The sequence below is a fragment of the Burkholderia aenigmatica genome, assembly GCF_902499175.1.
Classification (GTDB): domain Bacteria; phylum Pseudomonadota; class Gammaproteobacteria; order Burkholderiales; family Burkholderiaceae; genus Burkholderia; species Burkholderia aenigmatica.
Genome location: NZ_CABVQC010000007.1, coordinates 158,476 through 179,935 on the forward strand (window position 1 = coordinate 158,476; position 21,460 = coordinate 179,935).

At 65.8% G+C, this 21,460-nt stretch carries 20 protein-coding genes; 5 read left to right on the top strand and 15 right to left on the bottom strand.

What is annotated here, in order from left to right:
* The first annotated feature begins 35 nt into the window (after nt 1-35).
* Together nhaA and BDO18943_RS07715 are read left to right on the top strand one after the other, a co-directional pair.
* Nucleotides 36-1,901, top strand: coding sequence for a Na+/H+ antiporter NhaA (nhaA, locus tag BDO18943_RS07710; protein WP_011871462.1), 1,866 nt, complete (start codon nt 36-38; stop codon nt 1,899-1,901).
* 25 nt (nt 1,902-1,926) lie between these two features.
* Complete coding sequence (locus tag BDO18943_RS07715; RefSeq protein ID WP_020924950.1) at nt 1,927-4,578, top strand: excinuclease ABC subunit UvrA; 2,652 nt, start codon at nt 1,927-1,929, stop codon at nt 4,576-4,578.
* Between the two features lie 80 nt (nt 4,579-4,658).
* Here the strand turns inward: BDO18943_RS07715 and mobH are convergent, their stop codons facing one another.
* Nucleotides 4,659-6,503, bottom strand: a complete 1,845-nt coding sequence (gene mobH, locus BDO18943_RS07720; protein ID WP_175021860.1) for a MobH family relaxase — start codon at nt 6,501-6,503, stop codon at nt 4,659-4,661.
* 297 nt (nt 6,504-6,800) lie between these two features.
* Between mobH and BDO18943_RS07725 the strand changes: the two genes are divergently transcribed.
* The 3 genes from BDO18943_RS07725 to BDO18943_RS07735 are packed head-to-tail and all read left to right on the top strand — an operon-like array spanning nt 6,801 to nt 7,963.
* Nucleotides 6,801-7,118, top strand: a complete 318-nt coding sequence (locus BDO18943_RS07725; protein ID WP_008265574.1) for a type II toxin-antitoxin system PrlF family antitoxin — start codon at nt 6,801-6,803, stop codon at nt 7,116-7,118.
* Nucleotides 7,118-7,576, top strand: coding sequence for a type II toxin-antitoxin system YhaV family toxin (locus BDO18943_RS07730; RefSeq protein WP_012205993.1), 459 nt, complete (start codon nt 7,118-7,120; stop codon nt 7,574-7,576). The genes BDO18943_RS07725 and BDO18943_RS07730 overlap by 1 nt, the downstream gene beginning before the upstream one ends.
* 27 nt (nt 7,577-7,603) lie before the next feature.
* Entirely contained in the window at nt 7,604-7,963 is a 360-nt protein-coding gene (locus tag BDO18943_RS07735) for a DUF3742 family protein (protein WP_008264713.1), read from the top strand.
* A gap of 6 nt (nt 7,964-7,969) precedes the next feature.
* Here the strand turns inward: BDO18943_RS07735 and BDO18943_RS07740 are convergent, their stop codons facing one another.
* The 14 genes from BDO18943_RS07740 to BDO18943_RS07805 all read right to left on the bottom strand — a co-directional run bounded on the left by BDO18943_RS07740 (nt 7,970) and on the right by BDO18943_RS07805 (nt 21,447).
* Nucleotides 7,970-9,493 (bottom strand): conjugal transfer protein TraG N-terminal domain-containing protein, encoded by a 1,524-nt coding sequence (locus BDO18943_RS07740; protein ID WP_008266205.1) that lies wholly within the window; start codon nt 9,491-9,493, stop codon nt 7,970-7,972.
* Between the two features lie 15 nt (nt 9,494-9,508).
* Entirely contained in the window at nt 9,509-9,880 is a 372-nt protein-coding gene (locus BDO18943_RS07745; RefSeq protein ID WP_008264618.1) for a hypothetical protein, read from the bottom strand.
* Nucleotides 9,877-11,283, bottom strand: coding sequence for an integrating conjugative element protein (locus tag BDO18943_RS07750; protein ID WP_012205992.1), 1,407 nt, complete (start codon nt 11,281-11,283; stop codon nt 9,877-9,879). Before BDO18943_RS07750 ends, BDO18943_RS07745 begins: the two co-directional genes overlap by 4 nt.
* Nucleotides 11,284-11,293: 10 nt before the next feature.
* On the bottom strand, nt 11,294-12,241 hold the full coding sequence (locus BDO18943_RS07755) for a TIGR03756 family integrating conjugative element protein (RefSeq protein ID WP_012205991.1): 948 nt from the start codon (nt 12,239-12,241) through the stop codon (nt 11,294-11,296).
* On the bottom strand, nt 12,238-12,684 hold the full coding sequence (locus tag BDO18943_RS07760; protein WP_008266034.1) for a TIGR03757 family integrating conjugative element protein: 447 nt from the start codon (nt 12,682-12,684) through the stop codon (nt 12,238-12,240). The genes BDO18943_RS07755 and BDO18943_RS07760 overlap by 4 nt, the downstream gene beginning before the upstream one ends.
* A 164-nt stretch (nt 12,685-12,848) precedes the next feature.
* Nucleotides 12,849-13,343, bottom strand: coding sequence for a RadC family protein (gene radC / locus BDO18943_RS07765; protein ID WP_012205990.1), 495 nt, complete (start codon nt 13,341-13,343; stop codon nt 12,849-12,851).
* 178 nt (nt 13,344-13,521) lie between these two features.
* The gene (locus BDO18943_RS07770; protein WP_014596091.1) at nt 13,522-14,286 is read right to left on the bottom strand and encodes a DsbA family protein; all 765 of its coding nucleotides are present in this window, start codon (nt 14,284-14,286) and stop codon (nt 13,522-13,524) included.
* Between the two features lie 15 nt (nt 14,287-14,301).
* A complete protein-coding gene (locus BDO18943_RS07775) occupies nt 14,302-17,211 on the bottom strand; it encodes a conjugative transfer ATPase (RefSeq protein ID WP_012205988.1) in 2,910 nt (969 codons plus the stop codon).
* Nucleotides 17,211-17,660, bottom strand: coding sequence for a TIGR03751 family conjugal transfer lipoprotein (locus BDO18943_RS07780; protein ID WP_012205987.1), 450 nt, complete (start codon nt 17,658-17,660; stop codon nt 17,211-17,213). Before BDO18943_RS07780 ends, BDO18943_RS07775 begins: the two co-directional genes overlap by 1 nt.
* Nucleotides 17,641-19,050: a TIGR03752 family integrating conjugative element protein gene (locus tag BDO18943_RS07785; RefSeq protein WP_012205986.1), complete on the bottom strand. Its 1,410-nt coding sequence runs from the start codon at nt 19,048-19,050 to the stop codon at nt 17,641-17,643. Before BDO18943_RS07785 ends, BDO18943_RS07780 begins: the two co-directional genes overlap by 20 nt.
* The gene (locus BDO18943_RS07790) at nt 19,040-19,978 is read right to left on the bottom strand and encodes a TIGR03749 family integrating conjugative element protein (RefSeq protein ID WP_012205985.1); all 939 of its coding nucleotides are present in this window, start codon (nt 19,976-19,978) and stop codon (nt 19,040-19,042) included. The genes BDO18943_RS07785 and BDO18943_RS07790 overlap by 11 nt, the downstream gene beginning before the upstream one ends.
* On the bottom strand, nt 19,975-20,667 hold the full coding sequence (locus tag BDO18943_RS07795) for a PFL_4703 family integrating conjugative element protein (protein ID WP_012205984.1): 693 nt from the start codon (nt 20,665-20,667) through the stop codon (nt 19,975-19,977). Before BDO18943_RS07795 ends, BDO18943_RS07790 begins: the two co-directional genes overlap by 4 nt.
* Entirely contained in the window at nt 20,664-21,074 is a 411-nt protein-coding gene (locus BDO18943_RS07800; protein WP_012205983.1) for a TIGR03750 family conjugal transfer protein, read from the bottom strand. The genes BDO18943_RS07795 and BDO18943_RS07800 overlap by 4 nt, the downstream gene beginning before the upstream one ends.
* Before the next feature lie 13 nt (nt 21,075-21,087).
* The gene (locus BDO18943_RS07805) at nt 21,088-21,447 is read right to left on the bottom strand and encodes a TIGR03745 family integrating conjugative element membrane protein (protein ID WP_012205982.1); all 360 of its coding nucleotides are present in this window, start codon (nt 21,445-21,447) and stop codon (nt 21,088-21,090) included.
* Between the last annotated feature and the right edge of the window lie 13 nt (nt 21,448-21,460).

Below are 21,460 nucleotides of genomic sequence, written 5' to 3' on the forward strand. Positions count from 1 at the left end.
GCCCATCGTGATCTCACAAACTACAGGATAAGCACATGCCAGCCTCTTCTTTTGGTGAGTCCTCGGCGCATATCAGACGGAGACGCGTTGCCCACTATCTACGCACGGAGTCTGGCGCTGCGGTGCTGCTGGTGATCGTCACGGTTGTGGCGCTCGTGTGGGCGAACTCGCCGCTATCTAACGCCTATTTCGAGTTGTGGCACCTAGACGTCGGGTTCAACTTCGGGCCACTGCGCCTACACATGGATCTGCATCACTGGGTCAACGACGGCCTGATGGTCGTCTTCTTCTTCCTGATCGGACTGGAGGTGCGTCAGGAGTTCGCCCACGGATCGCTCCGTGACCGCAGCCGTGCCCGCCTCGCCCTGATCGCGGGGGTCACGGGAGTCGTGCTTCCCGCGCTGGTGTATGTCCTGATCGTGAAACTAGCCGGAAGTGAGGGCCTGCACGGGTGGGGTGCGGTGGTCGGCACCGATACGGCGTTCATGCTGGGCACCTTGGCGATCGTCGGCCCGCGGCTATCGGGTCAGTTGCGCGTGTTCCTGCTCACCCTGACCGTGGTCGATGACTTCCTCGCAGTGTCCATCATCGGCATCGTCTATAGCGAGGAGATCCGGATCGTCCCGTTGCTTATCGCCCTCGCCAGCCTCGTTGGATTGTGGTTGTTGGGGCGCACCCGCCAGTGGCGGGCGACGCCGTATGTGTTGATCGTGATCGTGCTGTGGTTCGCAACCGTGTATTCCGGCATCCATGCCTCCCTCGCCGGGATGGCCGCGGGGCTGCTGATCCCCGCCTATGCGACGCAACGTCACGGGGTCGTTGCGGCAAGACAGTTGTTCCGTGACTTCTGGCAGTCGCCGAGTGCCGCATCGGCCCGCGCGGTGGACTGCGGGCTGTCCCGGGGTATCTCGGTGAACGAGCGATTGCACGAGTTCCTGCGGCTGCCGACGGCGCTGCTGATCGTGCCGATCTTCGCCTTGGCGAACGCCGGGGTGGACGTGCGTGGCGGGCTGCTCGCCGAGGCCTTTGGCTCGCCAGTCACGTGGGGCGTCATCGCAGGGCTCGTGCTCGGCAAGCTCTTGGGCATCGGGCTCACCACGCTCGTCGCCGTCCGTCTCGGCCTGGGCCGGCTGCCCGAGGGCGTCGGGGTGGGGAGCGTGTTCGGTGGGGCGGCGCTGTCCGGGATCGGCTTCACCGTGTCGCTGCTGATCATCGGGCTCGCGTTCGGCACGACCTCCGACCTGGGCCGCCAGGCGACGGTCGGCGTGCTCGTGTCGATGGTGTTCGCCACGTTGCTCGGGTGGCTGATCTTCAAGGTCGCCGCCCAGCGGTGGGGTGAGAAGACCGCTGACCTGCCGATGGTGCTTGAGCCGCCGGTCGATCCGGAGATCGATCACATCCGCGGGCCGGAGGACGCCCAGCTCACACTCGTCGAGTACGTGGACTTCGAGTGCGCGTACTGTGCGCACGCCACCGGTTCGTGGGACGATCTTCGCGCCCACTTCGGTGACGACCTGCGGTATGTGGTGCGCCATCTGCCGCACCACCCGCACGGGCCGATTGCCGCGCGGGCGTCCGAGGCAGCGGCGAACCAGGGGATGTTCTGGCCGTGGCTGGACTTCGTGTTCACCCGTCAGCATGCGCTGGAGCGCGAGCATCTGATCGGCTACGCCGCCGAGCTTGGGCTCGACGTCGAACGGTTCATCGCGGATCTCGACAGCCCTGCGGTGATCGAGCGTGTCGAGCGCGACCTCGCCAGTGCGGTCGCCAGCGGTGCGCACGCCACGCCGACGTTCTTCGTCGAGGGTCGTCGTCTGCGCGGCAGCTACGACGCCCGCACTGTCACCGCAGTGCTCGAAGCCAGCCGCCGCGGCACCCGAACTCAGGAAGTCCCGTCCTGAGCGGGACGAACTACAGGATAAAAACTTGCCAAACAATTCTTTCGGTGAATCCTCTTGTACCGCTGCGGCCAGCGGCATGGTGGAAGTGCGCGGTGCGCGCGAGAACAACCTCAAGGAGGTGGACGTCTCCATCCCGCGTAACGCGCTGGTGGTGTTCTCGGGTGTCTCCGGCTCCGGCAAGTCCTCGCTGGCCTTCGGCACCATCTATGCCGAGGCCCAGCGACGCTACTTCGAGTCGGTGGCCCCCTATGCGCGGCGACTGATCGAGCAGGCCGGCGTGCCGGACGTCGATGCGATCGACGGCCTGCCGCCGGCGGTGGCGCTGCAGCAGCAGCGGGGCTCCAGCAACGCGCGTTCCTCCGTGGGCAGTGTGACCACCTTGTCCAGCCTGGTGCGGATGATGTATTCGCGCGCCGGCGCCTATCCGGCCAACCAGCCGATGCTGTACGCCGAGGATTTTTCGCCCAACACGCCGCAGGGAGCGTGCCCGACCTGCTACGGCCTGGGCCATGTGTACGAGGTGACCGAGGCCATCATGGTGCCCGATCCCTCCCTGAGCATCCGCGAGCGGGCGATCGCCTCCTGGCCCCCCGCCTGGCAAGGCCAGAACCTGCGCGACATCCTGGTCAGCATGGGCTACGACGTTGACCGACCGTGGAAGGACCTGCCGAAGAAGGATCGCGACTGGATTCTGTTCACCGAGGAAACACCGACGGTGCCGGTGTACGCCGGCTTCACGCCCGCCGAAACCCGCGCCGCGCTCAAGCGCAAGATGGAGCCGAGCTACATGGGCACCTTCACCGGCGCCAGGCGCTACGTGCTGCACACCTTTGCCAACACCCAGAGCGCGTTGATGAGAAAGCGCGTGTCCCGGTTCATGGAGGGCAAACCGTGCCCCACCTGCCACGGCAAGCGGCTCAAGCCCGAGGCGCTGTCGGTCACCTTCGCCGGCGTGGACATCGGCGCGTTCATGCAGATGCCGCTGGACCAGTTGGCGGCCTTGCTCGAACCCATCGCCCAGGGCGATTTCCGCGCCCATGCAGCGGGGGCGGCTACGGACAAGGAAGCGACCCGACGCGACCGTGCCGAACGCGCGGCCTCCGGCCGCGCCGTCCATGCGGTATCGCCCGACGTGCGCCGCACCTCGGCGCTATCGGAAGAAAAGCGCCTCGCCGCGCAGCGCCTGGCCGGTGGCGTGATGGCACGCCTGCGCCAACTGCGTGGGCTGGGCCTGGGCTACCTGACGCTGGACCGGGCCACGCCGACGCTTTCGGCCGGCGAGTTGCAGCGCCTGCGGCTGGCCACGCAATTGAGTTCCCTGCTGTTCGGTGTCGTGTACGTGCTCGACGAGCCCTCCGCGGGCCTGCACCCCTCCGATAGCCAGGCCCTGTACGACGCGCTCGACCGGCTGCGCGACGCCGGCAACTCGGTGTTCGTGGTGGAGCACGACTTGGACCTGATGCGCCGCGCGCAATGGCTGGTGGATGTCGGGCCGGATGCTGGGGAGCGTGGCGGCCGCGTGCTCTACAGCGGCGAGCCGGATGGCCTGCGCAAGATTGCCGAATCGCGTACTGCACGCTACCTGTTCGATGAGATCCCCGCGCCGGGAAGCCGGGCACGCGAAGCGACCGGCTGGCTGGAGCTGCAGGACATTCACCGCCACAACCTGCATGGCGTGAATGCGCGCATTCCGCTGGGCGTGCTGACGGCCGTCACCGGCATCTCCGGCTCGGGCAAGTCCAGCCTCGTCGCGCAGGCCCTGCCGGAGCTGGTGCTGCTGCACCTGGGCCACGAGCCGGAAGACGATGTAGCCGAAAGCGCCACCAGCGAAGGGCCGGCAGTGATCGAAGCGACCGGCGGCCATCTGGCGGGCGACGTGGACGCCGTACAGCGTCTGGTGCAGGTGGACCAGAAACCGATCGGGCGCACGCCGCGGTCGAACCTGGCCACCTACACGGGCCTGTTCGACCATGTGCGCAAGCTGTTCGCTGCCACGCCCGATGCTCGACGCCGCCGCTATGATGCCGGACGGTTCTCGTTCAACGTCGCCAAGGGGCGCTGCGAGACTTGCGAGGGCGAGGGTTTCGTTAGCGTGGAACTGCTGTTCATGCCCAGCGTGTACGCGCCGTGCCCGACCTGCCATGGCGCGCGCTACAACGAGGCCACGCTGAAGGTGCAGTGGAACGGGCGCAACATCGCCGAGGTGCTGCAGATGACCGTGGACGAGGCCAGCGAATTCTTCGCGGGTGAAGACGCGGTGGCAAGGCCCCTGCAACTGCTGCGCGACATCGGACTGGGCTATCTGCGCCTGGGACAACCAGCCACTGAGCTTTCCGGTGGCGAGGCGCAGCGCATCAAGCTGGCGACCGAGCTTCAGCGCAGCCAGCGCGGCCGAAGCCTGTACGTGCTCGACGAGCCGACTACCGGGCTGCATGCGTCGGACGCCGACCGGCTGCTGGTGCAGTTGCAGCGCCTGGTCGATGCCGGCAATACCGTAGTGATGATCGAACACGATATGCGCGCGGTGGCCCAGGCCGATTGGGTGATCGACGTGGGGCCTGGTGCAGGCGCTGCCGGCGGCAGCATCGTGGTGGCGGGCTCCCCTCAGCAGGTGGCCCGAACGTCTGGCAGCAGAACCGCTCCGTTCCTTGCACAGGAGTTGGCGCGGGCCGAGTAGCTCAGTTCGCCAAATGTTGCCAATTTTCGCGGGGCATTGATCGTCGCCACACGACGGTGGCGATCAATGCCCGAATCGCGTCATCCTTCCTGAGTCAGAGCAAGATAGGGATTGTTGGGCGGTATTTCGGCGAGTGCCAAGGCCCCATCTTCGAGGAGGTAGCCATGCAGTCGGCGGGACTTCCTCGGGCCCGTGACTTCACAGGTCCAAATGTTCAGGCCATTGGGCTGCTTTCGATGTAGCTGCAGCTTCTCGAAGCGCTTCTGCACCCACTGCCAATCCTGTTGATTCTCCTGCTTGGCGAGTGCGGCCACTTCGGGATGCTCCTGCGCATAGCGTTGGAACACACCCGGGCTGACCAGGTAGGCCGTCTCATTCACCGTATGCACGAGTGCCTTCGCGTCGTTGATGATGAGCCGTCGTGAGGCGATTCCCTGCTTCAGCCAAACCATGAACTGTTCCCCGGATGGCTTCGTTGCCGATGACCCAGGCGTAGGCGCGGGTGCAGGTGCAGGCGATGGAATGGACGTCGCGGCTGTTGCTGGCGCGGGGGTGTGGAGGAACTCCTCGGCATCCTGGCCAACGCCGGCCGACTCACCCAAGCCCACCATCGCGAGCAAATCCTCCATGACGTCGGGCACGGGCTGGGCTGCGGGCGGTGAAACGATGGTGGTGCTGTCGCCCTCCCAAATCGGAGGCTCTTGACCTCCCTGCGCTGGGTTCACCGAGACGGTAGGCGCGGGAGCCGACATGCAGGCGTCGTTTTCCGCGGGCGTCGCGTCGATCTCTACCGTGCCCGCGAAAGGTGCTGGTCGCTCGCCAGACTCCCAGATCAGCGCGGGAGCGAGACGCAACAGGGTGAACGAATGGGACCAGCCGGTCGTGCTGGTCACGGTCGCGCGCCAGACCGCTTTGCCGTCCGAGGTGGGCTGGAGCATGCCGTGGTCTTGCAGCACGTTGAACACGGCGGTGTTGTTCGCAGGAATGCCATCGATCCCCTGAGACAGGAGGTGTGCGCGCAGTTTGTCCGAAACCGTCTTGCTCACCAGCCACAAACCATCCTCGGTGAGCCAGCCATCGGAGGCTTCCGGCTGGTTCAGCTTCAACTCTTCCTTGAGCAGATAACGCAGCCCGTCGAGCAGCTTGCGTTGCAGTGCGTGCTTGGGTGCTGCCATGACGCGGGCCGGATCACCACCCAGCTCCTGAGCCACAGAAGCGCGATCAGCCTGCACGACAAGCTCGCCCAGGACCCCGGCATGCTCGTACTGTCCGGCCAGGACGTAGAGCAGCGGTGCCCACAGCGACGGATAGCAGCTGAGCCAATCCAGGACTTCACGGTCAAGCAGTTGCCGGTAGAGCAAGCCTGTCGCGGCGCTGTGGAGCCGGTACTCGCGATCGTCACGGTAGCGGAAGCGGTATGGTTGACGCAGCGGGCCGTGCCACGGATGCCAGGTATTGCCGTCGGCTAGCTCGACGTGCAGATCGACAGCGATCTTGCCGACGTCGTGCAGTAGCGCGGCATAGGCAACTGCAGCGGTCCAGGCTTCCTCCTGCGCCGCTTGGTCCTCAGGACTGGCGCCAATGGGCAGCAGATGGGACTGCCGCAGCTTCAGGCTGTAGGCGACGATTTCGAGACCGTGGTCGAGCATGCCTCCCGGGTAGGCATGGTGATGCGCCTCGGAGGCCGGGAAGGCCTGGACCAGCTCGGCGTAGCGTTCCAGGGGCGTGCGGTACAGGGTGGCGAATTGCCTGCGCGAGAGCGAGGTTCGCTGCCAGATGTGTTCCAGCAGCTTCTGCCGGCGCGGTGTCGCCAGCAGCGATGCGGCCGATTCCGGTTGCAGCAGCCCTTTCGGGAGATCGGTGACGGGTGCTGGCGACGGAGCGGCAGCGACCGGAGGCCGTTTCCGCTGGAACAGAGAGAGCATGTGGGTGTCCTGGTGGCGGGCAAGCGGGCGGCCTTTTCGCCTTTTCGGGTAGGGCCTTTCCCCTTGCACCCCATTCCCTTGCCATTTCGGCCCTTTACAGCCTTTGGGTATAGGGCGACGGGTGCCGGCCGTCCACCTCCAATACGAGTTGCGGCAGGCCGGATTGATGCAGGAAGGCTGGCTGTTTACGCCTTACGATGGACCGATTCTTGGACTCGGGAGAACGCCGTGAGACCTCAGATTGACAAAGTAAGGAAATTTCCTTACCGTGCGGGTATCGCAATCAGGAGAGCCACCATGCCTGCCATTCACGAAGTTGCCACGCTGACCTCCAAAGGTCAGATCACGCTGCCCAAGTCCATCCGGCAGGCGCTGGGGGTGGATACGGGCGGCAAAGTTGCGTTCGACCTGCGCGGCGGCGAAGTCGTCGTGACCCGCGCTGATGCCGAGCACGAGGACCCTGCCATTGCCGCGTTTCTGACCCTGCTGGCCCGCGACATTGAAGCGGGCCGAAATGTGCGTGGCCTGCCCGAGGATCTGGCTCGCACCATGCTGGAGCACGCTGGGCACAAGGTGGACCTGGGCGATGATTTCGATGAGGACGTGGAGATCTGATGCAACAGCATGGCTGGTCACTGCTGTTCCACGACAACCTGATCGAGCAGATGATGAAGCTGCGCGCGGCCGTGCTGCGCGCCCAAGAGAACGACCCGGAAGGGTTCGGATCGAACGCCAACGTCAAGTTCTTCCGGGCCTTGGTCCAGTTGATGCAAGACGTGGTGCCGAGTGATCCGGCGCGCGACGAATACCGCCAGGGCAACACCATGGGATCGGCCTATCGCCACTGGCGGCGGGCCAAGCTCGGAAGGCGATACCGACTGTTCTTCCGCTACGACTCGAAGGCCAAAGTCATCGTGTACGCCTGGGTCAACGATGAGCAGACTCTGCGGTCTTCGGGAAGCAAATCAGACCCGTATGCCGTGTTCGAGAAGATGCTCGGGCGCGGGAACCCGCCGGACGAATGGAGCGCATTGGTACAGGCAAGCAAGCAGGATTGGAGCAAACTGGAGTAGCGATTTCACATGTAGCAGGTGACGACCATGAGCACGACGACCCGCATCAGCACCGCAGAACGCCTCGGCCGCAGCTTTGGCCGTGGGTGGCGCGCCTATGCGCGTGGCGAACGGCGGGCGTCGAACTGGTTGGTATCCAAGGGCGTGCCGATGGCAGGTGCCACCGTGCTGCTGTGGACGGTCAAGCTGGTTGTGCTGGGATTGCTGTTCTATGCAGTCTTCTGGATGGCGCTGCTACTGGTGTTCGTCATGGTGGTTGCCTGGATGGCGCGCAATGCCGACTTGAACGATGAACTGCCCGAACCAGAATGGCGAAACGGGCCTGCCGGATTCGGCCTGTACACCTACGATGGTTTTCGCATTGACCCTCATGTCCAGGACGATTAGCTGTGCTCACTTCTTCGGCACCGCGCTGATTGCGGTACTTCCTCCCTTTCCGCCAGCGGCCTTGGCATCTCCGGTAGCTCCAGCCAGGCCTTGTAAGACGTTACCGGCGCGAACGCCCGCCCAAGCCAGGGCCATGATCCAGAACGTAGGCAGCACAATAAACATCGTTCCCGTGACGAACATCAGGAGCATGTCGCCAAAGGCGTTGTTCAGCCCCACCAGCGGGTCGAAGTTGCTGTGTGGCCGGTTCCAGCCGAAGCCCCAGCCGTAGAGCGCATCGAGGATGGTGCTGTCGATCCAGCGCGCGAGCTGGAACCAGAAATCGACGAAGAATAGCGCGAACTGCACGACGCTCACGGTAACGACGGTCTTCAGGTCGTAGGTGCCCACGACCAGCACCAGCGGGATGCAGATGACCAGCGCCATCTTGAGCAAGGCGAGCACCATAGGCAGCGCCTGGCGCACCACGTCCATGGCGGGAAACGCGGCAATCGCGCCGAAAGCCATGCCGACGTCGCCCGTGGCCCGCGTTACGATGTTCGGCAGGGTCTTGTCGATCTGACCGCCGTAGTCCGTATAGACGCTGCCCTGGTTCAGTTTCTGCTGCCTCGGCGAGGCGATGGTGCGGATCACCGAGTCGTCCACATCGGCACGGGTCAGGAATCCGGCCCAGCCCGCCAGGCGATTCAGCAGGCTTGGGTTTACCTGCCCCAGCAGGCGTGCACGCAGGCCATTGCTGCCATCGGCCCACCACTGCCTGCAGGACGGATAGCCGCCACCGCTGGCCACCTGCGCAAGCCCAGCATCACGGTTGCTGTCGTAAGGCCAGTCATCGCGTGGTGTGCTGGAGCGGTAGGTGTCGTAGTAGCCGCCCGTGTCAGTGAAGAAGCGCGAGCCGATCCAGGTCACGTCGTGCATCTGCGCCTCATCGAGGTTCGGGCGCTGCATGAAGAGTTTGGCGCGCGCCGGTCCGTAGCAGTCGCGCGAGAAATCCGCCACTTCCTGAGCCAGCACCGGGTTGTCGATGCGGGTCGCGTCGATCTCCATGCGCATCTGCCGCAAGTCGGTGCCGCAGGGAATCGCCGCCACAGAGGCACCGGTCACTGCTCGCGAGAGTGTGTGCATAAAGGCCCACCAGACGGGCACCTTCGCCGACTGGTTGTTGATAGTGCTGAAGGACTGCGACCAGCCGGTATCGGTGGGCTGCGGCACGCTGACCTGGCATTGGGCCGAGCGCGAGCTGTCGTAGCGGATGGTGTTGAGATCCACGTCGATGAATGGGATGCCGGCGAACATCACCACCACGATGGCGACGAAGACCCGGTTCTCGATGCGCGCAGCCGAGAGCACGCCCTTGTTGCCTTCGTCGGCGCCTTCCGCGCGGGCCTTCAGCCACTCCTGCACGATGATGGCAATGAAAGGCAACGCGAATACACCGCTCGCCACCAGCACGGCCCAGATGCCGTTATGGACGATCCACGACACCAGCGTCAGGTAGTACTCCAAGTAGTCGGTGGTGAAAAGCGTCATGACCCCGATCTCCCCTCAAGCGGCCTGCAGCAACAGGCTGGCTTCCAGCGCCACAATGGCGGCGACGCCAGCGATCTCGCTGCGCAGCAGTCGCCGCCGCGCCTGCCTATCCGCCCCGCGTTGGGCCTCACGCGCCAGCAGCCGGCGACGCATCCAGACCCAGCCGTAGGCGGTTGCGCCATACAGGCACAGCCGCCACACCAGGAAGTAGCCCGCCGTGGCCGTCAGCCAGCGCTCCCAGTTGTCAATGCTGCCGACGAGAAAAATGCCGACGATGTTGGCGCCCACGGCAGCGGCGACGAGCACCACCGTCCACAGCAATGCCTTCGCCGCGCGCCGATTCAGCAGCCAGCGCGGGCGCAGCCAACTGGCGCGCGTCGGGTTCATGGGTTGCCTCCCGGATTGCCCTTCTGGAGCCGGTCAAGGCGGTCGGGAATGGGATCGCCTTCGTAGATGCCACGCGAGCCAGCCGCGCGCGTGCCGTGGCGCTGGATGATGGCCATGGGGGAGTTGTTCGCCAGCTCGCGGCGCAGCTCCAGCTCGGTCTTGAGGTTGCGGATTTCCTGGTCGAGCGTGTCGCTCTCGTGGTTCACGGCCTCGACCGCCAACTGGTTCGCCGCGACGTTGGGCTCCTTCTTGCCGGTCAGCAGGGTGCGCTGGAGCAGCAATGCCTTCTCCAGCACCGACGCCAGCGCGACCTCCGAGGCCAGGCGCCGCGCCAGCAGGTCTTGATCCGGCTCGTCGCGCAGCGCCTCGATGACGCCGCGTGTGATGGGCAGCGAGGTGCTGCCAGCCGCACGCAGGTTCTCGAAGGTGGTGTTGCGCGTTCCCGAGACCAGTTCCTGCAAGGCTTCCAGCTTTGCCTCGTACTCCTCCTGGATCAGCGGCGTCAGCCCGACGCCGGGCACCGTTTCGGTCTTGGTGCAGGCATCGCAAGTGCGCTGCACCTGTTCGCCGAGAACCCGTGTGGCCCATTCGGTCGCCTGCTGTGGCGAGGTCCAGGTCTGGCAAGACAGACTCGCGCAACTGGCGGCAGCGATGGACGATGTGTCGGTCACGCTGCGGCCGTTGACCAGGTTGTAGCCTGCGCGGGTGACGTCGCCGACCACGCGGATGGCCGACTGGCCTGCGCCGCCCGCATTGCTACCACCCACCCAAGGCACGCCGTCGTTGCCGCGGCGCGTCTCCGCCTGTTCAATTGCCGACACGGCATCCGTGCTCGACACCGCATCGCGCAGTGCCATGCCTTCGGCCATCTGGCTCCAGCCGAGTTGTCCGCCCGCCGTGTCGGCCATCTTCTCGGCCATGGCACGGCAGGTCAGCTTGGATCGGTCGAAATCCAGGCGCGCCTGCAGCACGCCGTTGGTCAGCAGGTTGTACAGGCCGGGATCGGCGCGCTGGATGATCAGCGCAGGCAGCGATGCCACCGCGCTGGTGGCGCTCTGGATCACGTTGCTCATGATCTGCTGAAAGCCGTTGGTGACGCCGTTGAGCTGGTTGCGCAGCGTGGTCTGGATGCTCATGTCGCCGCAGATCAGGTTGCTGTTCCAGCCCACGCCAACGCCGATCGAGCGCATGCCGGCCACGCGGCCCATGGACACCGCGCTGCCGCCGCCAATCGAATACATCACTTCGTCGCCGATCACGGAGCCGCCGGTCTGAAATCCGGCCTGCGCCCACGCCAGGCCGCCGCCAAGAACGAGTGCGCCAGCCAGCAGCCCAGCCAATACCGTGGGACGCAGCAGGCGGCACGCCTTGGTGGAGAGGTTTGTCAGTTCAGGACGCTTCATCGCCGTACCCTCATTGGAAATCGACGCTGCCGAGGAATACCTGGCCGCGACGTTCGCAGCACGCATAGGGCCGCCACAGCGCCCAGGCGTAATCGCCCTGCTGCGCCTGGGTCAGGAAGCCGCTGCGCGGGAACACCGTGCAGGACGAGGACAGGACGGGCGTGAGTTCCTGCCACTTGCCCGTCGAGGCATCGCCTTCCATCAGCGCGCCGGCAGGCCAGTAACCGGGCCGCGAGTTGGCGAGCAGCGGCTGATAGACGTGAATCTGCCCACGGCGCGTGACGACATCGCCGGCGCGCTGGGCCACCACGGCGCCGGCCTTGTGGTCGTCGGCCTGGTGCAGGAAGCCGCCGCGCGGATAGACGTTGCCCCACAGGTTCATCGTGGTGCGCGCGCCGACCTCGCGCCTGCCCGGAATTAGTGCCTCCGGGTAGGCCATCTCCGGCACGTTGTAGCGCCAGGCCAGTGTGTCCAGGGTGCTGAGCAGATACGGCATGAACGCCGTGCCCGCGCCCTCGCAGAAGTAGCCCGACGATGAGACGAACTGGTTGAACACCTCGACGCCGGGATGGCCGATGACGTCCGCGTTCTTGAACTTGGCGAGATTGTTTTCGTGGTCTTCGTTGGTGGTGCCGTCCCCGCCGGCCTGCGCGGATGGGTTGGGCGCGCTCATCGCCCGGACTTCGACCCAAGGGTTCTCGCCGGTGTTGCTGTAGCTGGAGACGACCGCATCGGGGATGTAGTGGCGGACCTTGATGGATGTGCGCACCGTGCAGCCCGTCCAGGTGCAGTAGAGCCAGTAGCAGATGCCGACGACGCGGTATTCGAGGCAGTCCGGCGATGCCACTGAGCCAACGATGGTTGCGGTGTTGAGGGCGTAGCTGCCCGTGGCGCTGAGCAGCAGCACTGAGACCACGCCAGCACGCAGGCGGCGCATCCGCTCGAAGGGTCGGGTCATGGCTGCGGCCTCCGGTGTTGCTCGATGCGCGCGACGGCACGGGCCACGTCCGGCTCGCCATAGACCACGTAACGCTGATCCACCACGACCGCCGGGATGCTGGTGACGCCCAGGCTCCATGCGTCGGCGACGCCCTGGTATGCGGAAGCAATGCGGCGCTGGAGGTCGGCACCGCCGTTGTTCAGACGGCGCTTGACGATGGCCGTGGCCTGCTCAGGATCGGCGGGCAGCTGTGCGGAAAGCTCGGCTTCGATGCGCGGGCCTTCATCCAACTCGATCAACCGCTCGCCACCCATGGTCTTGACCGGGTGGCGGCTGTCGGTGACGACCACCACATCGGCGGCGAAGGTGGCTGGGCTGAAAACGGCCAAGGATGCCGGCAGTGCAACGGCCAGGCCAAGGGTTCGCCAGCCGGATGCGAAGCGGAATAAAGATGCTGGCATGTCGCGTGCCCTGGAAGTTGATCAGAGCCATAGTCGAACGCGAACCCGCTGCCGCCCCAACAAACAATGCGCATCGCGGGCACCCCGCATACCTGTTCGGTGCTGCCGCATGGAAAAAAGCGGAGGCCGAAGCCCCCGCTGTGATCAGTGAACCACGGGCCTTCCTACAAAAGACCAGACTCGGCGAACGAGTACGGTGTGCCCTGACCAATCACGAAATGGTCAAGTACCCGCACGTCGATAAGCGCCAAGGCCGTCTTCAACTGCTCGGTCAGCAAGCGATCCGCATTGGATGGCTCGGTGGTGCCCGAGGGGTGCTGATGGGCGAAGATGACCGCAGCGGCGTTCAGTTGCAAAGCGCGTTGCAGCACGACACGCGGATAAACCGAGGTCGCATTGATCGTTCCATGGAACATCGGCTCCACGGCCAGCACGTCGTGCATGCTGTTCATGAACACGACGACGAATATCTCATTGGGCTCGGCGACCAGCTTCAAGCGAAGGTAGTCCCTGACCGCAGCGGGCCGTTCAAGACGTGGCCCTGCTTTGAAAACCCGTCGCTCCAGCAACACGATGGCTTGCTGGACGATCCAGTCCTCGTTCTGAACAGAAATATCGGAAAGCGACTCCAGGCAGGAGTCATTGATGACGACAGACATGGCGAACCTCCAGGCAGGGAAATCGGAGGGCGCACATGCCCCTGGAGGGCAGGCCCTCCAGGGAATGGAACAAGGTGCATCCATCACCGCAGCAGCGGTGATCGTTCGCGGCCAGGATGCGGGGCGAACGGGTAGCGGTCAGCGCAGCGTGCTGCGCCGTAGCCTCAATGACCGCGGGCTACCTGGGCATGTCGCCGACGACGTCGGCAGGCATTTCCGTAGTGGGTGAAACGACCGAATCCTCAGCTGCCAGCATGTCCATGGCCGACAGCAGTGCATCGCCTTCGATAGGCCCCTGCAGCAGGATCGCCTGGCTGGTCTGGCGATCGTGTAGTCGCAGGGATGGCGTCGCGGTCACGCCGCCCTTGGTGGCTTCCTCGGCCTGAGCGCGAATCAACGTTTCGGGCCGCTCGCTGGCCAAACACTGCTCGACGGCTGGGTTTAGGCCGGGATAGCGCAGGCCCTCGGGCAAGCCCAGGCCGTCACTGCGCGTGTGCGCATAGACCCATTCAATGGCCTGCCAAAAGGCCACATGCCCGCCACTTTCGGCGGCGCACTCGGCCAGGCGTGCCTCGGCAGAGGCGGCCGGTTCGTGCGCGGCCAGCGGCTGGTGCTGCCATTGCAGGGCTACGTCCGCGTTGGCGCCCACCCAGCGTTTGAGTTGCGGAAAGTACTCCCGGCAGAACGGACATTCGAGGTCGGCATAGAGCGTCAGCGTGAACCGGCCCTGCGCGTTGCCCATTTGCCAGGGCGGCCCGGCCACCTGCGCGGTACTGACCGGCGCGGGAGCCAACGACGCGGGTTCGCTGGGTGCGCGGGACACGAGCCAGATCAGCAGCAGCGCGATCAATCCAGCGGCCAAGAACCAGGGCCAGCGCTTGCGCGAGCGCCGATGGCGGAGCGCCTGGACTGGCATCGGAATGGAAGGATGTTTCGGTTTCACGGCAGTCTCCGGCGGCTATTGCGGCAGGCCCAAGGCCGGCGACTCGATGCCGCGCGCCTGGTCGATCTTCTCGGCCACCTTGAAGGCCGCGTCGAGTTCACTGATGCCGTGCTGTTGCATGAGTTGGTAACGCTCGGCTTTCTCCTCGGGTTCGGTCTGCGCAAGCGCGAGATAGAGGCTCGGTGGCACGGCCCGAAACAGCACTTCCAGGCTCTTGGAGAGGATGACGCCCTCGGTGAACTTCCCGGCTTCCTTGCGCGCCGAAAGCATCAGCGCCTTCTGCGCAGGCGAGAGTTCGCGGAAGCGGGCGATCTTCTCCACCTCATCGGGTGGCATCGACAGGCAGATCCACCACTCGATCATGTTGAGCATGGGCTCTGCGGCGCGCGGCAGATCGTCGATGTTTTGTGTGGCGAGCCAGAACCAGGCCCCCAGCTTGCGCCACATCTTGGTGATCTTCACCACGTAGGGGGCGAGCAGCGGGTTCTTGGTGATGATGTGCCCTTCGTCGGTGACGTTGATGATCGGGCGGCCCAGGTACTGATCGCGCTCGGCAATGTTGTTCACCGTGCTGATCAGGCTTATGTAGGCAATGGAGAGCTGCGCGTTGTAGCCCTCGCGGGCATAGGTCGCCAGATCGACCAGGGTGATGTCGGCCTCGGGCCACGGCGAACCGTCGCGGTCGAACATTTCACCGTCCGTGCCTTGGCAGAACATGTCCATGGCGTCGGCCATCTCCAGCAGTCGCACACGCCGCATTTCCGGCAGCGTCGGGTCCTGGCTGCGCGTGCGCAGCGCATTGCGCACATCGCGCGTGAGCACGGTGCGCTTCTCGCCATCCTTGCTGTGGCAGTGTTCTGCGGCATCGAGGATGCACTGACGGATCAGCGAGCGGTCGGCCCGCGTCATCCGGGCTTCTTCCTTGTCTTCGCCACCGGTGATCATCAGCCTCGCGGTGATCTCCAATTCGCCCAGTACGTCGCGCTGCTCATCTGCCTCCATGGCCACAGCATCGGGCGGCAGGTCTTCGTCCAGGGCATCGGCGTCGAGCGTCTGCACGTCGCTGGGCGTCTCGATCAGCCGGCGCGCATCCGCGAACGGCGCCAGGGTAACGCCCGAGCCCGGCGCGAGCTTGACCCGGTTCACGGTCAGGCCCAGGCGCCGGGCAAAGTCGCTGAACAAGCCAAAGCTGTTGCCGGCCTCGACAATGAACAGGCGGGGTCGGTAGATCGCCGTGACCTGATTCAAGAGGTTGTTGAGGGTCGCCGACTTGCCCGAACCCGTCGGGCCGAACAGGAACAGGTGGGCGTTCATCTGCCGGTCCAGGCGGTTGAGCGGGTCGAAGGTGATCGGCCCGCCGCCGCGGTTGAACATCGTGATGCCGGGGTGCCCCGTACCCTGGGCGCGGCCCCACACCGGCGAGAGGTTCGCCGCGTGCTGGGCGAACATCAGTTGGGTGTACCACTTGCGCCGATCCTGGCCGGGGTTGTAGCAGCACGGCAGCCAGCGCAGGTAGCTGTTGAGCGGTGCCACCTCGTCGTCCTCGCGCACCGGCTGCAGGCCAGCGTTGAGCATGACGTTCGCCAGATCCAGGCCGCGTCGGTCCAGTTCCGCCTCATCGCGCCCGCGCAGGTAGAACGCCAGCGTGCCGCGATAGAGCTTGTGCGCGCTGCCGATCAGGGAACGGGCTTCATGCACGTCCTTGAGCGTCTGCTCCGACGCCAGGGTTTCGCCGACCGCTTTCTTGGCCAGGTGGTTCAAGTCCGCCTCAAGGACATCCTGCGGCGTGGCGACCATCGTCAGGCAAAGGGTGGTGTCCTCGGGCATCTGGTCGAACAGCGTGTTGATGGCATCGCCTTTGCGTGTCTCGCCGGTCAGGTGCCCTGTGCCCGGCGGCATGCGCAGGCGGTCGGTGATCAGCACGCGGTGCGGCAGGCCGTCGAAATGCCAGGTGCCCTGCGCCACGTCGGAGCGCGGCTGGCCGAAGAACAGCCGCTGGCTGAAATCCCGCCCGCTCGCCAATTCGATCTCGCCGTCTTCGCCGGCCTCCGTACTGTCGGGGTAGCGCGCCAGCGCATAGAAGCGCTCCCTGTCTTCGGCCCCAGGCCCAAGCAACGTGGGACGCGGGTTGAACCAGCGCAGCAGCCAGTCGTGAACATCCGCAGCCACCATGCGCCGGGCCTGAATGCCGGCGTTCGCCAGTCCGCCGCACAGGCGGTCGCAAACGATATTGAGCATCTGCTCGGGCGTCTGCCCGCGGCGGCTGTTTTGCCCTTGGCCGGTCACGCGGCGATAGACCACCATGCGCACACGCCGGGTCTGGCCGCGCCAGCGCAGCCGTGTGACCACCGTGTCCTCGAACAGACCGCCCGGCTTGGCCACCGCGCGCAGGTGATGGCCGAAGAAGCGCAGGTAGAACTCGGTGAACGCCGTCTCACGGGCGCGCGGCTGCACATAGTCGCGCAGGGTTTGCATGTACTGGTCGAAACTGGGCTCGTCCTGAGCGTAGAGCTGCAGCACCCAGGGGTTCTCATCCAGTTCATCGAAACTGTCCTGCAGCGCGTTTTCCAAGGCATCGCGGGCCTGCGCGAGCCAGCCAGGTTCCCGGCCTTCGGTGCCCAGCGGCACCAGCTCGTAGAACGCCGCCACCGATTGCCCGTCCTCCAGCAACATGGCTTTCGACTGCGCCAGGAACTCCACCCAGGGCAGCAGTTCCACGAACGACGGCGCGACCTCGTACAGCGCCTGCTCGTCTGCCAGGGTCGCCGGCCTGCGGCCTTGCACCGCCGTGCCGGGTTCGGGGATGCCGGCCTGGCGCAGTGCCTCGACGTGGCGTTGCCAGCCGTCCGGCTGCTCGTCGTCGTCAGCATCGGATGCGGCCAGCTTCGGCGCGGTCGGCTTCGGTCTGGGGATTTTCCAGCGCATCAGTAATCCTCCACGCGCTCGCCTGGCATGGCGTACTGCACGCGCTGGTACAGCGGGAACACGGTCGTATAGCCCGGAATCGGCACTGGGTCGGTGCCCGCCAAATGCGGATACACGTACATCACGAGATCGGGGTTGGGCAGGCGCTGGAACTGGCGGTAGACCTCGTTGCGCGCCGTGCGCGTGTAGCGCATCTGCTCGGCAGGCGCGGCCTGCACGTCCATCTCGGTCAGCGGCCTGCGCAGGCTCTGGCGCGCATCGAGCAACTGCCTGCGCGCTACCTGGCCGGCACCACCGCCGCCGTCGCCGGCGTTCTGCTGCCAGATGTTCATCATCGTGCTGTCTCCGTGGGTCAGCAGCTTTTCCTTGCTGGTGGCGCAGCCACCGAGCAGCGCGACGGCCAAGGCCAGCGCCAGGCCCTGAGCCCAGCTATTCAAGTTCGAGGGCATGGCTTTCTCCTGCGCGGTGATCGACCTTGCGGCCTTCGGGATCGAAGTCGATGGCGAGCGGCTTTTCGAGGTGGACGGCGACCTTGGCACCGGGCTGCACATAAACGGCAGCGAAGGCCTGGCCGTAGAGCTTGTTGACCCAGCTCGACATGTCCTGGACGCCGCTGGCGAGAATCCGGCCCACGGCTTCCTGGCCGCTGATGCCCACGCTGCCGATGGAGCCGTCGGCGCCGACATAGGACGCCCTGCCACTGTCGGATTCGATCAGCGAGGCCACGCCAGCCCCAGCCGCCGTGATCAGCGCCTGGGTGCCGAGGTACTGCTGCGCATTGCTGCGCCGCTCGCCGCTGACACAGGGAATGCCGTGCGGGTCGCTGATCCAGCCCAGGCCGTCGCGTTGTTGGTTGTTCTGCTGGTTGCCCTCACGATCCTCGGGGATGGTGCGGATGGTCCCGTCATGGAACACGAAGGTGATGCTGCGCACCTGGCCGCGCACGCAGGAGAGCGTCCAGTCGCCCGATGCGGTGCCGGAGAACACGGCCCCGGCCACATCGGGAATGTCGATGCCGTTCGCGGTCAAATTGTCAGGCCCGACCAAGACCTTGAAGGGGTATGGATCGTTCACCGTGCCGTCGATCGGCACGCGGCCAATCAGCGCCGTCATCGCCACCGACCCCATCAGCGTCGAGTTGGTCGGCACGGTATAGACGGGCGTCGGGCTCTTGACGCCTGCCGCGCGTGCGCCCGCGTTCGCCACGGTTTGCGCTGTGGTTTCCAGCGTGCTCTGTGCGGAACCGAAGCTGGTGGGGAAGCTTATGCCGCCATTCGACCTGCCACGCCCGTCGCTTTGTTTCGCGTCATCCGGCTCCACCCAGCGCATACCGCCTTCCATGCCGGCCTCGTCGCCGTCACGCAGGCCCAGCCCCACCGGCAAATCGGCATGGCCGCCGCCACGCCCGCCGATGCTGTCCAGGCGCTGCTGCAGGTCAGCGAGCAGCCCCTCGGTCTGCTGGCGCGCGCTGGCCGCCTGCTGTTGGTCGCGGCGCAGGTTGGAGCGCTCGGATTCGAGGGCGGAACTGATGCGTTGGTCGATGGCGTTCTCGCGCTGGCGCAGTCGCTGGTTCTCCTCACGCTGCGACCTGTTGTCGGACAGCGCGGTCTGAAGCTCGGTGCGCAACTGCTTCACCTGGGCAACCAGCGTCGCCACGGTGTCGCGCGGGGTGTCACCCTCGATGCCCAGCGCCTTCATTTCTTCCGGCGTAAGCCTGCCGCCGCCATCCGCGACAGGCGGTGCCGACGCACCGCCACCGGAAAACAGCCGGATGGCGACAAACAGCACCAGCAGGGCCACGGGGATCAGCAGCCACTTCAGGAGTCCGTTACTGCGCATGGCGGGCCTCCCTGTCGTCGCTGGCTGCTGCTTTGGGCTGCGGGAGATGCACAGCGGGGTCGAAGCGATGGATCGCCGGCAGCAGCGATTGCGCGAGGCCGTGCCCGCGCGTCACCAGGTACAGGACGGTGGTGTCCTCGGGGGTTCCGCGCGGGCCAAGCGCCTCGTGCTGGAAGGTGGCGGTGAGGAAATCCCCTTGCAGCACGCGCGGGTCGAGGCTGATCCAGTCGTTGCTACTGTTGGTCAGGCGCACGGCAGTGACCCACTGGTCTTCCAGGCGCCACGAGGCGAGCGCGACCGCGCGTGCCGGCAAGGTCGGCATCAGCGTGCCGAGGTCGAGGTCGCGGCGCAGGTTGACCCGCATGACGCCTGGCAAGGCTTCCACGGTGCGCAGCGGTGCGTAGAGGTTCTGCGCAGCAAAACGTGTCAGCACGACGGGGATTGGCGTTTCGCGCCGCGCCGTCCGGGTGCCCGCCTGCTCCTGAGCGCGTGCATGGGGCGCATCGGCACCGTCAGGCTGATCGCCATAGCGCGCTGTTGAGTTGTTGCCCTCGACGATTCGCACCGGTTCCAGCTCGGCTTCGCCGTCCTTGGGCGGCTCCGCCGCAATGTCGAGCAGGATCAGCGCGCCGGTGTCGGCGTCCTGCAATTGCAGCCGAGTGGGCTCGATCGGCTCGCTGGCGCGCAGGTACACCGCGCCGCCCGCGCTCTGCACGCGCAAGCGCTCACCGACGCCTGCGGGAACGCCCACGCGGACGTTTCGGTCGATGAACACGATGCGCTCCTGGCCGACCTTCAACGGCACCGCCAGCGGCATGCGCTCCCAACGCAGGATCTCCACCGCCTGGACAGCGGGGGACACGACCACTGCGGCGGCCACGGCCAGCAGCCCCAGCAGCGCGAGTACAGGATGCTTCATGGGCTTCATGGGGAATTACCTCCTTGAGGCGCTTGCGGCGTCAGGCCACCAGGCACCGGGCGCGTCGGCTCCGGTGCGCTGATGCGCTGGGGCGTGCCCTCGTAGCAGTCGATCACCAGGCCGAACGGGTTGCGTGCGGGATCGACGTCCACCCGCGCGACCTTTACGGGGTAGCGCACCAGGGCGCGTTTGACCTGCTCGGCGCCGTAGTACTCGTCGGCGCTGATGTCCAACGTCACCACCCAGTCGCGGTCGGAGATCACACGCACGCGCGCCGTGGGGTTGTCGCCATAGCTGCGACCGGGGATTTCGTAGATGCCGCGCACCCGCTGGCGCAGTTCGCCGGTGCTGCGGCGGTAGTCGTAGTCCGCCTTGAGGAATGCCTGGCAGGACGGGGTGAGGTACGGCGAGAGCGTATGGAGGTTGCGCGGGTAATCTTCTTCGCCATTCGTCGGCCAGCGGTTGAGGGTCTGGAACACGTAGAACGTGAACGCATAGACCGACTCGGGCGGCACTTCCCACCACTTGCGGGTACTGCCGGAGCGTAGGTCAGGCGGGACGTGGATGGTCAGATCGCGCGGTGCGCTCCACCAGCCGCCGCCCATGACCAGGGCGACGATGACCAGCGCACCCGCGCCGAGGCGCAGCGTCTTGATGTGCGCCTGCAGGTGGGTGATCTCGTTCTTGAAACGGCTCATCGCGCGCCCCCGTGCATGCCCCTGCGGATGGTCCAGAAGCCGGAGCGCGAGATCAGCACATGGCCGCCCACCCAAGCGGCCATCAGCGGATGGCGCGTGGCAATGCGCCACTGCAACTGCCGGTACAGCCAGGTGTCGGGACGCCCACGCTTGAGACGGCGCAGGATGCCGCCGCCGATGAAAACGCCCAGCGCCACGCCCAGGACAACGAAGGTCGGCGCGATGGCAATGGTGCGTAACACCCAGGACAGCGGCGCGCCAACCACCAGGCCGGCAGCGCCGGACAGGCCGCAGCAAATCCACAACTCATCGGCAGTGAGGCCGCGCACGACCACCGGGTGCCTGTTGAGCCGGTGTGGAAGGAACGTGACTGTCCCATCGGCACGGACATGCTGTTGCTCGGACATAGCCCGTCCTCGCTTACAGGATGCCGGTGGCTTCGGTGAGCAGCCAGATGCCGATCACGAGCAGGACGGCGCCGATGGCGACCGTGAGACCGAACTGCCCCCAAGTCTTGCGACCGGTGTGGATTTCCGCGTAGGTGCCGTAGGCGTGGTAGCACACGCCAATGAACATCGACGCCACCACCAGGAGGGCCACGAGCATGATGATGTCGTAGCCGTAGTTCCTGATTGTTTCCATGATGCCGCTGCCGGCGCCGCGGGTCGGGTTTTCCAGCTGCGGCAGACCTTGCGCAAACGACAGCGCGGGCAGCGCGGCGGCACCCAGGGCGACGGCGGCGCGTTGGACAAAACGAGTAGTGAGGATGCGGTTTGGCATGGTCAATCCCTTC

Coding starts and splice junctions, on each gene's coding strand:
- nhaA (WP_011871462.1), top strand. CDS start 36: ATGCCAGCCTCTTCTTTTGGTGAGTCCTCGGCGCATATCAGACGGAGA.
- mobH (WP_175021860.1), bottom strand. CDS start 6,503: ATGCTCTCTCTGTTCCAGCGGAAACGGCCTCCGGTCGCTGCCGCTCCG.
- BDO18943_RS07725 (WP_008265574.1), top strand. CDS start 6,801: ATGCCTGCCATTCACGAAGTTGCCACGCTGACCTCCAAAGGTCAGATC.
- BDO18943_RS07730 (WP_012205993.1), top strand. CDS start 7,118: ATGCAACAGCATGGCTGGTCACTGCTGTTCCACGACAACCTGATCGAG.
- BDO18943_RS07735 (WP_008264713.1), top strand. CDS start 7,604: ATGAGCACGACGACCCGCATCAGCACCGCAGAACGCCTCGGCCGCAGC.
- BDO18943_RS07740 (WP_008266205.1), bottom strand. CDS start 9,493: ATGACGCTTTTCACCACCGACTACTTGGAGTACTACCTGACGCTGGTG.
- BDO18943_RS07745 (WP_008264618.1), bottom strand. CDS start 9,880: ATGAACCCGACGCGCGCCAGTTGGCTGCGCCCGCGCTGGCTGCTGAAT.
- BDO18943_RS07750 (WP_012205992.1), bottom strand. CDS start 11,283: ATGAAGCGTCCTGAACTGACAAACCTCTCCACCAAGGCGTGCCGCCTG.
- BDO18943_RS07755 (WP_012205991.1), bottom strand. CDS start 12,241: ATGACCCGACCCTTCGAGCGGATGCGCCGCCTGCGTGCTGGCGTGGTC.
- BDO18943_RS07760 (WP_008266034.1), bottom strand. CDS start 12,684: ATGCCAGCATCTTTATTCCGCTTCGCATCCGGCTGGCGAACCCTTGGC.
- radC (WP_012205990.1), bottom strand. CDS start 13,343: ATGTCTGTCGTCATCAATGACTCCTGCCTGGAGTCGCTTTCCGATATT.
- BDO18943_RS07775 (WP_012205988.1), bottom strand. CDS start 17,211: ATGCGCTGGAAAATCCCCAGACCGAAGCCGACCGCGCCGAAGCTGGCC.
- BDO18943_RS07780 (WP_012205987.1), bottom strand. CDS start 17,660: ATGCCCTCGAACTTGAATAGCTGGGCTCAGGGCCTGGCGCTGGCCTTG.
- BDO18943_RS07785 (WP_012205986.1), bottom strand. CDS start 19,050: ATGCGCAGTAACGGACTCCTGAAGTGGCTGCTGATCCCCGTGGCCCTG.
- BDO18943_RS07790 (WP_012205985.1), bottom strand. CDS start 19,978: ATGAAGCCCATGAAGCATCCTGTACTCGCGCTGCTGGGGCTGCTGGCC.
- BDO18943_RS07795 (WP_012205984.1), bottom strand. CDS start 20,667: ATGAGCCGTTTCAAGAACGAGATCACCCACCTGCAGGCGCACATCAAG.
- BDO18943_RS07800 (WP_012205983.1), bottom strand. CDS start 21,074: ATGTCCGAGCAACAGCATGTCCGTGCCGATGGGACAGTCACGTTCCTT.
- BDO18943_RS07805 (WP_012205982.1), bottom strand. CDS start 21,447: ATGCCAAACCGCATCCTCACTACTCGTTTTGTCCAACGCGCCGCCGTC.